Annotated in this window: 13 protein-coding genes and 1 riboswitch; of the genes, 8 read left to right on the top strand and 5 right to left on the bottom strand. The window is 37.4% G+C overall.

Annotated features, from left to right (window positions below; all coding sequences use genetic code 11):
- Nucleotides 1–50: 50 nt before the first annotated feature.
- Complete coding sequence (gene panC, locus ACQY77_RS10375) at nt 51–896, bottom strand: pantoate--beta-alanine ligase (RefSeq protein WP_421942214.1); 846 nt, start codon at nt 894–896, stop codon at nt 51–53.
- A gap of 149 nt (nt 897–1045) precedes the next feature.
- On the opposite strand from panC, the gene ACQY77_RS10370 reads away from it, so the two are divergent.
- The 3 genes from ACQY77_RS10370 to glmS all read left to right on the top strand — a co-directional run bounded on the left by ACQY77_RS10370 (nt 1046) and on the right by glmS (nt 5269).
- Nucleotides 1046–1870 carry a glycogen/starch synthase gene (locus ACQY77_RS10370; protein ID WP_421942215.1) on the top strand — a complete coding sequence of 275 codons (825 nt, stop codon included), beginning with the start codon at nt 1046–1048 and terminating at the stop codon, nt 1868–1870.
- A 21-nt stretch (nt 1871–1891) separates the two neighbouring features.
- Nucleotides 1892–3301, top strand: coding sequence for a DUF4270 domain-containing protein (locus ACQY77_RS10365; RefSeq protein WP_421942216.1), 1410 nt, complete (start codon nt 1892–1894; stop codon nt 3299–3301).
- Between the two features lie 129 nt (nt 3302–3430).
- The gene (gene glmS, locus ACQY77_RS10360) at nt 3431–5269 is read left to right on the top strand and encodes a glutamine--fructose-6-phosphate transaminase (isomerizing) (protein WP_421942217.1); all 1839 of its coding nucleotides are present in this window, start codon (nt 3431–3433) and stop codon (nt 5267–5269) included.
- A gap of 53 nt (nt 5270–5322) precedes the next feature.
- Here the strand turns inward: glmS and ACQY77_RS10355 are convergent, their stop codons facing one another.
- Nucleotides 5323–5766, bottom strand: a complete 444-nt coding sequence (locus tag ACQY77_RS10355; RefSeq protein ID WP_421942218.1) for a single-stranded DNA-binding protein — start codon at nt 5764–5766, stop codon at nt 5323–5325.
- Between the two features lie 58 nt (nt 5767–5824).
- Nucleotides 5825–6880, bottom strand: a complete 1056-nt coding sequence (gene mutY / locus ACQY77_RS10350; RefSeq protein WP_421942219.1) for an A/G-specific adenine glycosylase — start codon at nt 6878–6880, stop codon at nt 5825–5827.
- A gap of 170 nt (nt 6881–7050) precedes the next feature.
- On the opposite strand from mutY, the gene ACQY77_RS10345 reads away from it, so the two are divergent.
- The 5 genes from ACQY77_RS10345 (at nt 7051) to ACQY77_RS10325 (ending at nt 13006) form a co-directional block, all read left to right on the top strand.
- Complete coding sequence (locus ACQY77_RS10345; RefSeq protein WP_055909222.1) at nt 7051–7353, top strand: HU family DNA-binding protein; 303 nt, start codon at nt 7051–7053, stop codon at nt 7351–7353.
- Nucleotides 7354–7364: 11 nt separating this feature from the next.
- A complete protein-coding gene (locus ACQY77_RS10340; protein WP_421942220.1) occupies nt 7365–8243 on the top strand; it encodes a tetratricopeptide repeat protein in 879 nt (292 codons plus the stop codon).
- Nucleotides 8244–8523: 280 nt separating this feature from the next.
- Nucleotides 8524–10074 carry an Rne/Rng family ribonuclease gene (locus ACQY77_RS10335; protein ID WP_421942221.1) on the top strand — a complete coding sequence of 517 codons (1551 nt, stop codon included), beginning with the start codon at nt 8524–8526 and terminating at the stop codon, nt 10072–10074.
- Nucleotides 10075–10223: 149 nt separating this feature from the next.
- Nucleotides 10224–11600, top strand: a complete 1377-nt coding sequence (gene radA, locus ACQY77_RS10330; protein ID WP_421942222.1) for a DNA repair protein RadA — start codon at nt 10224–10226, stop codon at nt 11598–11600.
- Nucleotides 11601–12541: 941 nt separating this feature from the next.
- On the top strand, nt 12542–13006 hold the full coding sequence (locus ACQY77_RS10325; protein ID WP_421942223.1) for a DUF4920 domain-containing protein: 465 nt from the start codon (nt 12542–12544) through the stop codon (nt 13004–13006).
- Between the two features lie 189 nt (nt 13007–13195).
- Here the strand turns inward: ACQY77_RS10325 and ACQY77_RS10320 are convergent, their stop codons facing one another.
- Both ACQY77_RS10320 and ACQY77_RS10315 read right to left on the bottom strand, forming a co-directional pair.
- A complete protein-coding gene (locus ACQY77_RS10320; protein WP_421942224.1) occupies nt 13196–14260 on the bottom strand; it encodes a branched-chain amino acid aminotransferase in 1065 nt (354 codons plus the stop codon).
- Nucleotides 14261–14396: 136 nt separating this feature from the next.
- Nucleotides 14397–15362: a tryptophan 2,3-dioxygenase family protein gene (locus ACQY77_RS10315; RefSeq protein ID WP_421942225.1), complete on the bottom strand. Its 966-nt coding sequence runs from the start codon at nt 15360–15362 to the stop codon at nt 14397–14399.
- Between the two features lie 62 nt (nt 15363–15424).
- Nucleotides 15425–15486: riboswitch (Fluoride riboswitch) on the top strand.
- Nucleotides 15487–15495: the final 9 nt, after the last annotated feature.

Here is a 15495-nt window from a genome sequence, read left to right as displayed (position 1 = left end):
AGCTATTGCATTCGGTCTAGATACTAGTTACTCAACACTCCCTGCTTGTTTTACTCTACAATCATATTATCTATCAATCTGGTCGATCCAACCTTTGCAGCAACCAGAACTACAAGATTGTTTTCCGTCTTAGATTGAGCAGGTTCTAGCGTATCTCCATTAGCAATGGTAAAATAATCGAGTTGTACGCCTTCGATATCATCATAAAAAGCTTTAGCTTTTCCTTCAAGCTCATTGAGTTCGTAGTCATCAAAATGATTGATTACAAATTGTAAAGATTTACTCAGTACCAGTGCATGGGTTCTATCTTCAGGAGATAAGTGGATGTTCCGGCTGCTCATGGCGAGTCCATCATCTTCACGTATTATAGGACATGTTATAATTTCAATGGGCAGTTTAAAGTGCGCGAGCATATTTTTAATCATCAATACCTGTTGAAAGTCTTTTTGGCCAAACATGGCAATATCTGGCTCTGTTGCATCAAAGAGTTTTTTAACAATTTGCGTTACGCCCTGATAATGTCCTTTTCTGAAAGCGCCTTCAAGTAGAAATTCTGCTTTACCAAGGTCGATATGCCAATTCTCGTCCTTTCCATCTGGATACATTTCTTCAACATTGGGCATAAATACAGCCTGACATCCGGCTTCATCCAGCATGGCAAGATCATGCTCAATTGGACGCGGATATTTCTCTAAGTCTTTTGGGTCGGTAAATTGTGTAGGATTAACAAATATACTGCAAATGATGATGTCAGCATGCTCTTGCGCCAGCTTGATTAAAGAAATGTGCCCGTTATGAAGGGCTCCCATGGTAGGTACAAGGGCAATTTTCTTCCCTTCTTTTTTTAATGGCGCCAAGTAATCTTTGAGCGCCGATTTGGTTTTAAAAATTTCCAATTTTGGCTTTCTAAATTAAAGGCGTAAAGGTGTAAATTAATCTAAACGAAAGCAAACAAATGCTTGCTATATTGATAAATAGTATTATTATTCTTATCTTTGCAGCTCATTATCTTTTATTTAACTTAATATTTTTTCAAAATATGGAGATGGCAAAAACGAAGCTGCTGATTGTTACACACGAGATGTCGCCTTTCCTCGAGCTTACTAAAATTTCTGAAATTACTCGCCAATTACCTCAAGCTATGCAAGAAAAAGGATTTGAAATCCGCATCTTAATGCCAAAGTTTGGGAACATTAACGAGAGAAGAAATCGTTTACACGAAGTAATACGCTTGTCTGGAATGAACATCATTATTGATGACAATGATAATCCTTTAATTATTAAGGTAGCTTCTATCCCGGCCGCACGTATGCAGGTTTATTTTCTGGATAATGAAGAATATTTTCAACGTAAGCAGGTGTTTAGAGATGCAAGCGGGAAATTCTTTGATGATAACGACGAACGCACAATCTTTTTCTGTAAAGGTGCATTAGAAACCGTTAAAAAATTAGGATGGGCTCCGGATATCGTTCACTGCCATGGATGGATGAGTTCTTTGGTTCCGGCCTATATCAAAACTACTTATAAAAACGATCCAACCTTCAAAAATTCAAGAGTTGTTTACTCTGTTTATGAAGATGGTTTCACAGAAAAACTAAATGCTGATTTTGCGAAGAAAGCTGTAATGGCTAACATGACTGAAGAAGATACAAAAGCATTTGTGCCGGCAGATTGTAACAGTATGCATATCGGCGCTGTTACCCATTCAGATGCAGTTGTTTTAGGTGATGAAAATCTGGACAAAGATGTGTTAAAATTTGTTAAAGATTCCAATAAGCCAACATTAGCTTATAACTTAACCGAAAATTTTGAAAACTTCTATACTTTCTATGAAGAAATTTCAAATGACGAATTGGTTTCTGTTGCTTAATTAGGTATTATTAATTTATATATGAAATTTACTAAACAAGACTTATTAACCCTGTTGATAGGTCTTTTTCTTTTTGCATCATGTAAAAATCCCGATGGTGTTGGTTTAGATGTTGATCCGAATACAGCGATTCAAGGCACGCTTGTAGATAATCAAACCATTACGTCTAATACTATTCAGGAGTCGGCTATTGCTGCTACTAATTTACTAACTGCGCATCCACTGGGCTATATAGTAGACCCTGTTTTTGGTAAAACAGAATCTAGCGTAGCTATGACTGTGGTACCACCAAGCACTGCTCCGGATTTTGGCACTACCTCTACTTTAGATTCAGCTATTTTAGTTATGAATCTGGGTAAGCAATTTTATGGTGATACCACTACATCTAAGTATAGCATTGATGTATATCAGTTAACCAATAAGATTGCAAATTATAAAAGCTCTGATGTGCAGGCGCATAATGCCACGTTGTTGGGTAATTTTAATAGTAAGATTTATCCCAATACACCTATAAAGGTATACGATATTGTAACGGGTAAAGCCGATACCTTAAAAACAATGACTGCGCAGATTAGGATCCCGCTTAACAAAGCATTTATTCAGGCCAATATTTTAGGTTTGGCTTCAACGGTAACGGCATCTGCTCCAAAATTTGTAGATGCGTTTAAAGGTTTGTATGCGGAAGTTAATAAAACATCCACTACAGGAACAGGTGGAGTGGCTTTCTTAGATTTTGCAGCATCAAATTCTTATGTACAACTGGTATATAAAAAAGTTAATACCTCTAATGGTATTGATACAATTTCTACTCTTTTCCCTATTGGCAGAACGAATAACGCACTAAGCGTGGTTACGGCTAATATTAAACATGATTATACGGGAACAGCTGTTAAGACCCAGTTGGATAATCCAACAACTCAGTACACAGTAAATTATTTACAAGGATTGGCTGGTGTTAAAACTAAAATATCCTTTCCTAATTTAGCTAACTTTTCAAGTACATACGGGAAAGTAGTTGTAAATCGTGCGGAGTTAGTTATTCCTTTGAGCAATGCGACTTATGCTTATCCTTTTAGCCCTGCGCAACGATTATCGCTTTACAGATGGGATATTGCCGAGCAACCTGCACAACTTCCTGATCACAGTACAGATCCAAGAGCGGCTTCTGGTGCAGCAGGAACAGTTAATGATGCTGTTTTTGGTGGGTATTATGATTCTGTACAAAACAGATATGTATTCATCGTAACCAGTTACATTCAGGATTTGATCGATAAAAAGTTAGTGGATTATGGTACATTTATAGCGCCAACTTCTTTAACCGCATTTGAAATGACACCAACAGGTGCTATGGCGGGAAGATCAGTTATTGGTGCAAATACCAATACCACGAATAAAATGAAATTAAATATCTACTATACCAAGATAAATTAAACGTTTTACTATAATATTTAAGGGGCCTATCAAATTTTGATGGGCTTTTTTTTTAACCAAAATTTTACATAAGCCTTTAAAACAAACGTTTGTTTTGTATATTCGGCCATTAATTTAATTATCTTAAACATGTGTGGAATTGTAGGTTATATCGGTTATAGAGAAGCTTGGCCGATTGTATTAAAAGGTTTGAAAAGACTGGAATACCGTGGCTATGATAGCGCTGGTATAGCGCTAATTAATGAAAGCGGACAACATATTTATAAGAAGGCCGGTAAAGTAGCTGTATTGGAAGAGTTCGCGGCTGATCAGGACAGAACCGGAACAATTGGTATGGGGCATACCAGGTGGGCCACGCATGGGGTGCCATCTGATCGCAATTCCCATCCACATACGTCTAATAACGATAAGCTGGCTATTATCCATAACGGGATTATTGAAAATTATGCTACGCTTAAGGAAGAATTAATGGGACGTGGGCATGAATTTAAAAGTGATACAGATACGGAGGTTTTAATTCATTTAATTGAAGAGATCCAGAATATTGAGCAGATAGATTTGCTCGAAGCCGTTCGTTTGGCTTTGCATGAAGTTAGTGGCGCTTATGCGATTGTGATTATGGACAGGGAAAATCCAGATCGCTTAATTGCTGCAAGAAAAGGTAGCCCAATGGTTATTGGTGTGGGAAAAGGCGAATATTTCATTGCTTCTGATGCTACTCCAATTATCGAGTACACTAAAAATGTAATTTATCTAAAGGACAATGAAATCGCCTTGATTACTAAAAATGATCTTTTAGTAAAGCAGTTGGATAATGTGGTTCAAACACCTTTGATTCAGGAGCTGGAATTGAAACTGGAAATGCTAGAAAAAGGTGGTTATGACCATTTTATGTTGAAGGAGATTTATGAGCAGCCAAGATCAATAAGAGATTGTATGCGTGGACGTATATATCCTGAGGAAGGTAAAGTTCAGCTTGGTGGTATCAAAGAATTTGCTGATAAACTTAAAAATATAGATAGAATTATTATTGTAGCCTGTGGGACTTCCTGGCACGCTGGTCTGGTAGGCGAATACCTGATTGAAGAGTATGCCAGAATTCCTGTTGAGGTAGAATATGCTTCAGAATTTAGGTACAGAAATCCAATTATCACTGAAAAGGATGTCGTTATCGCAATATCCCAATCTGGAGAAACAGCAGATACAATGGCGGCCATAGAAATGGCCAAAGAACGTGGTGCCACCATCTTTGGGATTTGTAATGTTGCTGGTGCTTCTATTCCAAGATTATCTCATGCAGGCGTTTATACCCATGCAGGGCCCGAGATCGGTGTTGCTTCAACTAAAGCCTTTACTGCACAGGTAACAGTGCTTACATTAATGGCATTTTACATGGCTCAGCAACGTGGAGCTATTACTCAATCTAAACTTGTTGAACTCCTAACCGAATTAAATGAAATTCCGGATAAGATACAGGTAGCTCTTGAGTCTAACGAACTGATTAAGGAAGTATCAGAGAAAATCAAAGATTCCAGGAACTGTTTGTTCCTTGGTAGGGGTAGCGGTTTCCCTGTGGCTTTAGAGGGCGCTTTAAAGCTCAAGGAGATATCTTATATACATGCCGAAGGTTATCCTGCCGCGGAGATGAAACATGGCCCTATCGCCTTAATTGACGAGGAAATGCCTGTGGTGTTTATAGCCACTCAAAATTCATCTTATGAAAAGGTAATCAGTAATATTCAGGAAGTAAAAGCAAGAAAAGGAAAAGTAATCGCAATTGTTACTGAAGGAGATGTGGAGGTGAAGAAAATGGCTGATTACTGCATTGAAATCCCAGATGCTAATGAGGCATTTTTACCACTTCTGGCAACTATTCCATTGCAGCTTTTATCTTATCACATCGCAGTAATGAGAGGATGTAATGTTGATCAACCGAGAAATCTGGCTAAATCAGTTACAGTTGAATAAAAACAAAAAGGGCTTCAATTTAAACTGAAGCCCTTTTTGTTGATTTATGTTTTTTAGAATGGAAGATCTCCATTTTCGTCTGATGGTCCGATCGTGAATTCATCCTCTATTTTGGCATCATTTACCGGAGTAGCAATAGGAGTAGAGCTTTGCCCTGGTTCAAAATCACTTTTCCTACCCAGCATTGTAAAATTTTCAGCAACAATTTCGGTCACATATTTTTTTACTTTCTCCTTATCTTCAAAAGATCTGGTTCTTAGTTTTCCTTCAATGTAAACAAGTTTTCCCTTTTGAAGGTATTTTGAAGCTACTTCAGCAAGGCCTCGCCACAAAACAATGTTATGCCATTCGGTCTGTTCTACTCTTTTTCCATCTTTGTTGTAAGTTTCTGATGTGGCTAATGGGAAGCTAGCAACGGTAACACCCCCTTCTAAATGACGTACTTCAGGGTCCTTGCCTAAGTGCCCTACTAAAATAACTTTGTTAATCCCAGACATAAATATTTTTGGTTAGTTGTTTCGTTTTTAAATGGTTACGCCTCGATGATTAGTTATGTCATCTCTTATTATAAAGATATTCCTGAATAAAATCATGAATAACTTTCGGTTGCGGTAACTCATCTAACTTTTCTAAAGAAACCCAATTAAGTTCCTTTTGTTTATTAAAGTTAAATATATAATTTTTTAATGCAAAAAATTGTACGTGTATAATTTGGTGCGTTAAAATGTGTTTTTTAGCGCTGATTAGTGTGAAATTTGTATTCATACCAAACTCATTTTCAATTCTTTTAGGGAATTCCTGATCAAAAATATTTACTGCCTGCTCCGTTTCAATTGATGGAAAATCGTAAAGATGTTGCCAGATATCTCCCGGTTGTCGTTCTCTAACCAATATCTCTTCATCCTTTCTAAGGATAAAATAGTTAATAAACCGATGTTTTTGCTTAATCTTAGCAGTTTTAACAGGCAATTCCTTAACCTTATCATTTTTAAATGCAAAGCAATCCAGATTTAACGGACATACACCGCAATTTGGCGATTTAGGTTTACATTGCACTGCCCCAAACTCCATGATAGCCTGGTTATAGGTGGCAGGATCTGGTAAAAACAGTAGCTCGTTAGCGAGCTTTAAGAATTCTTTTTTTCCTGCAGGAGTATTAATTGGGGTAGCTATTCCAAAGTATCTGGAAAGAACACGGAACACATTGCCATCCACTACAGCACGAGCTTCGTTGGCAGAAAAAGATGAAATTGCTGCGGCCGTGTACTCCCCGATTCCCTTTAATTTTATGAGCTCGTCATGCGAAGTTGGAAACCGACCGGCGAAATCCTGTACTACACTTTGTGCTGTTTTATGCATGTTTCTTCCCCTGGAATAATAGCCTAATCCTTGCCATAATTTCAAAACCTGCACTTCTGAAGCTGCTGCAAAATGAGAAACTGTAGGGAAATTTTCTAAAAATTTATTGAAGTAGGGCATGCCTTGTTCAACCCTGGTTTGCTGTAATATAATCTCTGAAAGCCATATCGTATAAGCGTCAGTAGTATGCCTCCAGGGCAGATCACGCTTGTTTGATTGATACCAATTTATGAGTTCATTTTGGAATGCCATTGCTGCAAATTACGGGGTTATTATCGGTTTAATAAAAAAACTTGCATTTCGGTGATACGACAATAGTGAAAAAAATCATCTTTTATTTTCCTATCTCATTAAAAAGCAATACTTTTGCAACCCCAAAACAGTTATAAATATTAAAACACAATATATATAAACAATAAAATATGACTAAGGCAGATATTATTTCAGAAATATCAACAAAAACCGGAATTGAGAAGGTTGATGTACAGGAAACAGTTGAGGCATTTTTCAAGGTGATTAAAACCAGCATGATTGGCGGCGAAAATGTTTACGTAAGAGGCTTCGGAAGCTTTGTTGTTAAGAAGAGAGCGCAGAAAACTGCAAGAAATATCTCAAAAAACACTGCAATAATTATCCCTGAACACTTTGTACCTAGCTTTAAACCAGCAAAAGTATTCGTAGACAAAGTGAAAAGTAATTCAAAAAAAATCAAAGTAGAAGCTTAATATCTTAAGAAGTGAGTAGTAGCATCAGATCAAAACAAATCATCATTATTGGCGCGATTTTATTGCTGGTAGCTTTTTTATTCACAAGAGATATAAAGGGTTTAGTTAAGCCAACAGAAGAAAATGGCAAAATGCCTGCCTCAGGTCAGGTAGCCGAAGCGCAAGCGCCAAACTCTTCTGCTTCTATCAGCATAGAAACCTCTTCAACTGCTGCAAAAAATGTCATCAATAAGAATTTAGCTGCTGATATTACTGCTTTAGAAGGAAGTTATAAAAATGCTGATGCAACTGAGAAAATTGGATTTGCGAAACAACTGGCTCAGAAATGGGATGATGTAGAGCAAATCACACCTTCTGCGCTTTATTTGGAAGTTGTTGCACAAGGAGAGCCTACCGCTGCAAATTGGTTGGCATCTGGTAACCGTTTCCTGAAAGCGTTCGAAAGTACACAGGATAGTGTTGCGCAACCTGTACTATTACAAAGAGCCAATACATCTTTTAAAAATGTATTAGAGAAAGATCCTTCAAACATTGAAGCGAAAACTGGATTAGGTGTTACGATAGTAAATGGCTTAGGGGCACCAATGCAAGGTATTGCAATGTTGCTGGAGGTTGTTGCTAAAGAACCTAAAAATGTTAAAGCGAATATGAATTTAGGTTTATTCTCCATTAAATCGGGCCAGTTTGATAAAGCAATTCCACGTTTTAATACCGTAATTGAAACCAAACCAAGCCCTGAGGCCTATTTTTACCTGGGTACAGCCCTTGAAAGCTTAGACCGAAATAAAGAAGCGGTAGACGCTTATTTAAAATCGAAAAAATTAGCGGCAAATCCTACTTTATCTTCGTTTATAGATAAAAAGATTGCCGAACTAAAAAATAAAAATTAATAACAGATTAATAAAAACATTTAAAACTTAAAATTATGCCAAGCGGTAAAAAAAGAAAAAGACATAAAATGGCTACGCACAAACGGAAAAAACGTTTAAGAAAAAACAGACATAAGAAAAAATAATTTCTTATTTTGATATAGCTTGTTAAACCTCACAGTTTGTACTGTGAGGTTTATATACTTTTATATGATTTTAAATTATATAATTTTGGCTGCATCAATGTTTTCTTAATTACTATCCATTTGTTTAATAGGCGAAAGCCTTAAATCTGTAGCTGTTGGTAAAAGAATTAATTATCAATTCGACTCCTGCCGGAGTTACCATAGCGTTGATTGAAGACAAACAACTTGTTGAGCTTCATAAAGAACAAATCAATAATAACTACGCTGTAGGCGATATTTATTTAGGCCGCATAAAAAAAATTATGCCCGGTCTGAATGCTGCGTTTGTGGATGTTGGTTATGAGAAAGATGCTTTTTTGCATTATTTTGATTTGGGCCCTCAGGTACAATCTTTAATTAAGCTAACTAAGATCAAGCGTAATGGCTCGGTTACAGGCACGTTATTAGATAATTTGAAACTCGAAGCCGATATTAATAAGGCGGGGAAGATATCTGATGTGCTTACAAAAAATATGCTCGTACCGGTACAAATTGCCAAAGAGCCTATTTCAACCAAGGGGCCGCGTTTAAGTTCCGATCTATCAATTGCCGGCAGGTATGTGGTACTGGTGCCATTCTCCAATACCATATCCATATCTAAAAAGATAAAAAGTAATACCGAGCGTAATCGATTAAAAAAGATTATCGAAAGTATTAAACCTCAAAATTTTGGGGTAATTATCAGAACCGTTTCAGAAGGCAGAGGGGTTGCCGAGATGCAGAAAGATCTATTGGATCTGATTGCCAAATGGGAAAACTTCATCAAGAAACTTCCATCTGCTGAGCCTTCAAAGAGAGTTTGGGGCGAAATGGACAGATCATCTACGTTAATACGTGATATTCTGAATCCTGATTTTACAAACGTTTACGTGAGCACTCCAGAGCTTTACGATGATATTCGTTCTTATGTTCATGATATCTCCCCGGAAATGGAGAAAATTGTGAAACTTTATAAACAGAAAGAACCTATATTTGATCATTTCGGAGTAGAAAAGCAGATTAAAAATGCTTTTGGCAAAACAGTAAACTTACCTGGTGGAGCTTACTTAGTTGTAGAACACACCGAAGCACTTCACGTTATTGACGTGAACAGTGGAAACCGCACAGCCAGTAAAGAAAATCAAGAAGATAACGCTTTACAGGTGAATAAAGAGGCGGCTAAAGAAATTGCCCGACAATTGCGCCTGCGTGATATGGGCGGTATTGTGGTAATCGATTTTATCGATATGCACAAACCAGCTAACCGTAAGATATTATTTGATCATCTTCGGGAATTGATGTTGCTGGACAGAGCTAAGCATACCATTTTGCCTCCAAGCAAATTTGGTTTGGTTCAGATCACCAGACAACGTGTACGTCCGGAAATGAATATTGTTACGGTAGAAAAATGTCCGGCCTGCGACGGGACGGGAGAAATTAAGGCAAGTATTGTTTTAATGGATGATATTGAAAATAACCTCAATTATATTTTAAGAGAGCAAAATGAAAAAGGCATTACACTTTGTGTTCATCCTTACATCGAAGCGTTCATCACAAAAGGTATTTTCAGCCTGCAACGCCGTTGGTTCTTTAAATATGGTCAGTGGGTTAAAGTAAAGGCACAATCATCATATTATTTAACCGAATTTCACTTTATCTCTTCAAAAGATGAAGAAATAAAGTTGTAAATAAGATTTACATTACAAGTTATAAAGGTCTGATTTCACATCAGGCCTTTTTTTGTGGAAGAATATTTCATGGTACGCGGATGTGTAAAAGTTATCTGTTGATTTCGATAACTAAAATCTAACTTCGTAAGTCTTAAAATTTAAATCAATTGGCAAAATCAAAAACAGCATATTTCTGTCAGAGTTGTGGTTATGAATCGGCCAAATGGCTAGGGAAATGTCCATCTTGTGGTCAATGGAATACTTTCGTTGAAGAAGTTGTAGAAAAAAGTACTTCGGCAGTTCCAACCTGGAAAACAGAATCGGGGAGCCGCAGGTTGAGCAAACCGAGTAAGGTCGCGGAAATACAAACTTCAACAGAAACCAGAATATTAACAGGCGATCAGGAATTAGACCGTGTTTTAGGCGGTGGCCTGGTAGAAGGATCCCTGGTGCTGATTGGGGGTGAACCAGGGATTGGTAAGTCTACCCTTATGCTCCAGTTAGCCCTTAATTTAAAGGGGAAGAAACTGCTTTACATTTCTGGCGAAGAGAGCGAACAACAAATCAAGATGCGGGCAGAAAGAATTGTTAAGGAACCATCAGCAGATTGTTACATTTTAACGGAAACCTCTACACAGAATATTTTTAAACAGATAGAGATTTTAGAGCCGGAAATCTTAATCGTAGATTCTATCCAAACGCTTCATTCTTCACATATAGATTCGACACCAGGAAGCGTTTCGCAAGTACGCGAATGTACAGCTGAATTATTGCGTTTTGCGAAGGAGACCGGAACCCCTATTTTCCTGATCGGTCACATTACCAAGGATGGCGCTATTGCAGGGCCCAAGATTTTGGAACATATGGTAGATACCGTTTTGCAGTTTGAAGGCGATAGGCATCATGTTTATCGCATCCTGAGGTCAATAAAGAACCGGTTTGGAGCTGCTGCAGAGCTCGGAATTTATGAAATGCAGGGAAGTGGTTTAAGGGAGGTTTCTAATCCATCAGAAATCTTACTTTCCCAACGTGAAGAAGAGCTTAGCGGAATTGCTATTTCAGCCATGTTAGAAGGCGCCAGACCGATGCTAATTGAAACACAGGCATTGGTTAGCCATGCGGCTTATGGAACACCTCAGCGATCGGCTACAGGCTTTGATACCAAAAGGATGAACATGTTGCTGGCTGTTTTAGAAAAACGTTGTGGTTTTCGCTTAAGTACCCAAGATGTTTTTTTAAATATTGCTGGTGGAATAAGAGTCGAAGATCCCGCTATTGACCTGGCGGTTTTGATTGCTATAATCTCTTCACATGAAGATATCCCGGTATCATCCAAAAATTGTTTTGCAGCTGAGGTCGGTTTGTCAGGAGAAATACGTGCTGTTAATCGAATTGAGCAAAGAATAGCCGAAGCAGATAAATTGGGCTTTGAAACGATCTACATATCTAAATATAACCTTAAAGGACTGGCATTGGATAAATATCAGTTAGAAGTTAAAGCAGTGAGCAAGATTGAGGAGGTTTTTAGTCTAATTTTCGGCTAAATGACAGATTGTTTTGGGGAATAAATTCCCCAAAATTCCACAATATTTCTCCAACATTCCCCGCTTCTCAGAAAATTAATTTTAAAATTATTTTTTTAAAAACATAAACAGTTGAATTACAATTAGTTAAAATGTTTATTGTTGTAGTCTATGCTTTGGAGTAAGATTTGCCTAATGATATATGTTGTACGTCATGGGATGTGATCTATAACAATAGGGATGATTTTCCTCGTTAGCGGTAGCTAGCGAGGATTTTTTTTATTATCTCAATTTATAGGCCTCAAGTTTAGTTCTTTCTCCCAGCGCTTGCACTCGGATTTTTGACTATATACTGAAAACCAAAAAAAGAAACTAATCCTATTGTTATTCCTACAAAAATTAATGCTTTTCCTGTCATGAGTTAAATCTTTAACCTATAAATACCCATTGGCAAAAAAACCAAGGCTCAGGCTAAAACGATTAATTAAGGATTTTGTTTGCCAAAGTTGAGGTTGGCCTTAATGGAGGAAATAAGTAAACTATGGCTGGGGTGAATCTGTGACAGATTAACTTTGTTTGTTCGGGATGTCAATTGGAATGCATTTAAATCACTGATTTCCAATTGACACCTACCTTCTTAATGCGACCTTTCTTTCCCCTCTGGTTTGCATAGATAAAATAGCAGGAAAATGCTAATAAGAATGGTAACTGAACCGGCGATCATATTATACGTCTCTATCATAGTTTGGTTGTTTAGTTAATACAATTTATAACTTGTTTGTTACAGAATCAAGTGCTTAAACAATATTGGAGTGTTTTTTAAGTTTTTTGGTTAGTGTTTTTCAAACTTAACATTAAATTATATCCTCCGTTAAGTCATAAGAAATGTCTCAACTAAGTATCGAAAATTTATCTAAATTTGAATTCAGATTATATAACTGCAAATTCTAAAAGATATTATAATGAAAAGAATAATTTTAACTCTAAGCTTTTGTTTGATAGCTGTTTTTGCTTTTGCACAAGCAGATTACAAGGGCCAACAATTTGGTGATGGGGTAAAACCGGGTAACGTTAAACCGGCAGCTAAAATGGAAGCTACAATGGGTGACCAGAAGCAGATGGATATGAAGATTGAAGGTAAAGTGGTTGAGGTTTGTAAGAAAAAAGGCTGTTGGATGACTTTGGAAATGCCTAATGGTGATCCGATGCGGGTAACTTTCAAAGATTATGCTTTCTTCATGCCTAAAGACATTGTAGGTAAAAATGTAGTTTTAGACGGTGTAGCTAAAAAACAAACCATTTCGGTTGAAACGCTGAGACATTATGCCGAAGATGCCAGGAAATCAGCTGAAGAAGTAGCAAAAATCACAGACCCAAAGAAAGAATTAGCTTTCGAAGCAAAAGGTGTGGTGATTCTGGATAAATAATTTTTTCAATCCCAGATAATTGGAAATTAAGTATTTACTGCTTAAATCATATTGGCAGTGAATAGACAAATGAGAATATAGGCTGCCATGTTTGATAAGTTTATTGATGCCTTGTACTCATAAGTGGATATAAAAAAGAAATCCCGATACATGACGTGTCGGGATTTCTTTTTTAATGGTTAAATCTGATTAAAGAACCCAGTTCCAACCGAATTCGTCAGGAGCTAATCCGTAACGGATGTCGTTAAGTCGCTTAGCAATTCCGTTAGAAATATTTCTGGTAGCAGGATCGGTTAACTTATAAAGTTTACCCTGATATCCAATTTCGCCAATGTGGGTAACTGTTGCAGCTGTACCAGCAGCAAAAGCTTCTGTTAAGCTGCCGTTTTCAATACCTTCAATTACTTCCTTTACAGATACTCGTCTTTCTTCTACTTCTACGCCAGCATCTTTGGCTAATTTGATAATGGTATCTCTTGTAACGCCATCTAATACTGTACTTCTAACAGAAGGAGTAACCAATTTACCATTTATTACAAAAATGAGATTAGCTGTTCCAGCTTCTTCAATAAACTCATGTGTAGATGCATCTGTCCAGATTAGCTGGTCAAAACCTTCTTTTTTTGCTTCTTCGAAAGGATATAAAGAACGGGCATAATTGCCTGCAGTTTTAGCATAACCAACACCACCATCGTCTGCACGGGTATATTCTGTTTCGATTTTAACTTTTAACGCATTACTATAGTAAGGCCCTGTAGGGGTTGTTAGCAGTGCAAATTTATAAGTATCAGAAGCTTTAACGCCTAAATATGGGTCGGTAGCAAACATTACCGGACGGATATAAAGGGCATAATCTTCCTGAGAAGGAACCCATTTTTCATCAGCCTGAATAAGGGCAGCAAGACCTTGCATAAAAATATCTTCTGGTATAGCAGGCATAGACATTCTCGCAGCCGATTTATTAAAACGCTCGAAGTTCTTGTCTGCACGGAAGACACTGATCTTTCCATCAGGTTGACGGTATGCTTTTAAGCCTTCAAAAATAGCCTGGCCATAATGTAAGGCAGAAATAGCTGGGCTCATTAAAATTGGACCGTAAGGTAAGACCTGAAGATTTTTCCATTCGCCGTCTTCGTAGTCGGCAGTAAACATATGATCGGTAAAAACTTTACCGAAGGGTAATTGTGAAAAATCAGTAACTGTCAAACGGGTTTGATCAGCCTTGGTGATTTTTATGTCTAATGTTTCGGTCATACTGTTGAAATTTTGAATGTGTGAATTTTGAATGATTAATAGTGCTTCATTCATTCAGAGCTCACTCATGCTATCATTAAATTATTATAGCGCAAAATTAGCAAAAAAGGCGCTTTTTTTATAGTTTTTTCGAATATTAATCTTTGTTTTTGAGTGTTTTAAGTACACTAAGCACCCAGCCTTTACCCCAGTCTTCCATCTGTTCTTCTGTCCATAAAAAAGGATAGAAAATTCTTTTTTGAAAACGTGGCGGCAAATATTTCTGCCAATTGGTTCCACCCGTGGCGGCAACATCTACCGGATCTTTCTCTAAATACCTTACTGCAGATTTGTAATGTGACAGCGGCCATTCTACATTCACGTATAAATCTAACTTCCGCAATTCTTCAGCTAAAGCAGTAACATCTTCACCTTTGGCCTGTAATTGAAGATAGAGGGAGGAGAAATTTGTTTGTACCCTGTTTTTAGCCAATTGTAGAAACTGATCTGCATATTTCCTGATAAACTGCTTTAAGGTTAGGGTTTGTTTCCCGGAGGCTAATTCTGTTGCACCAAATTTCCAATAAATATGCTCAAATTGCTCTTCTATACCTGCAGTTGCAAGTTCAGCGCGTTTGCTTTTATCTACCAATCGGATAAAGTCAGTTGAGCATATTTCGATCATCCGGTATTGACCAGATTGAAAGCCGCTGGCCGGGAGTAAAGACATTCTGAATTTTAGAAATTGTTCTTTGTCCATTCCATCAACCATTACCTCAAAAGAGGTGGTTAAGGCATTAAAGTAGGCATTGATTCTTTTAACCCTGGTGGTGAAAAAGCTCGCCGTTAATTCTTCATGTTCAGCAATTTGTTTACACTCATGAAGCGTAAGTTTAAAATAAAGCTCCGTAATCTGATGGTACATGATGAATATTTCTTCATCAGGGAATGGAGTTTTAGGATTTTGTAAACTCAGGAGTGTATCCAGGTGGATGTAATCCCAATAGGTTAAAAAATCAGCATAGAGCAAGCCATCAAGGTAGGAGGCCATATCTTGGCCCATAGCCGTGTACTTCTCCTGAAGCTGGTTAAGTTTGTCTTTAATTTCAGGTGTTAGGTTCATTATGTGTTGTTATCGCTACAAAGTTGATAAAGATTTTGGAAGAAATGCTAAAATTTCTACATTTGATTAATGGCGATGGGGTACCGCCAAAACCGCCAGACAGGCTGATGACTCCTACAATTTATCGATAATT

It is taken from the genome of Pedobacter sp., assembly GCF_965279535.1.
In the GTDB taxonomy this organism is placed as follows: Bacteria; Bacteroidota; Bacteroidia; order Sphingobacteriales; family Sphingobacteriaceae; genus Pedobacter.
The sequence above is the reverse complement of the archived record's forward strand: the minus strand, read 5'-3'. Positions and strand labels throughout refer to the sequence as shown.

Coding starts and splice junctions, on each gene's coding strand:
- ACQY77_RS10370 (WP_421942215.1), top strand. CDS start 1,046: ATGGCAAAAACGAAGCTGCTGATTGTTACACACGAGATGTCGCCTTTC.
- ACQY77_RS10365 (WP_421942216.1), top strand. CDS start 1,892: ATGAAATTTACTAAACAAGACTTATTAACCCTGTTGATAGGTCTTTTT.
- glmS (WP_421942217.1), top strand. CDS start 3,431: ATGTGTGGAATTGTAGGTTATATCGGTTATAGAGAAGCTTGGCCGATT.
- ACQY77_RS10355 (WP_421942218.1), bottom strand. CDS start 5,766: ATGTCTGGGATTAACAAAGTTATTTTAGTAGGGCACTTAGGCAAGGAC.
- mutY (WP_421942219.1), bottom strand. CDS start 6,880: ATGGCATTCCAAAATGAACTCATAAATTGGTATCAATCAAACAAGCGT.
- ACQY77_RS10345 (WP_055909222.1), top strand. CDS start 7,051: ATGACTAAGGCAGATATTATTTCAGAAATATCAACAAAAACCGGAATT.
- ACQY77_RS10325 (WP_421942223.1), top strand. CDS start 12,542: ATGAAAAGAATAATTTTAACTCTAAGCTTTTGTTTGATAGCTGTTTTT.
- ACQY77_RS10320 (WP_421942224.1), bottom strand. CDS start 14,260: ATGACCGAAACATTAGACATAAAAATCACCAAGGCTGATCAAACCCGT.
- ACQY77_RS10315 (WP_421942225.1), bottom strand. CDS start 15,362: ATGAACCTAACACCTGAAATTAAAGACAAACTTAACCAGCTTCAGGAG.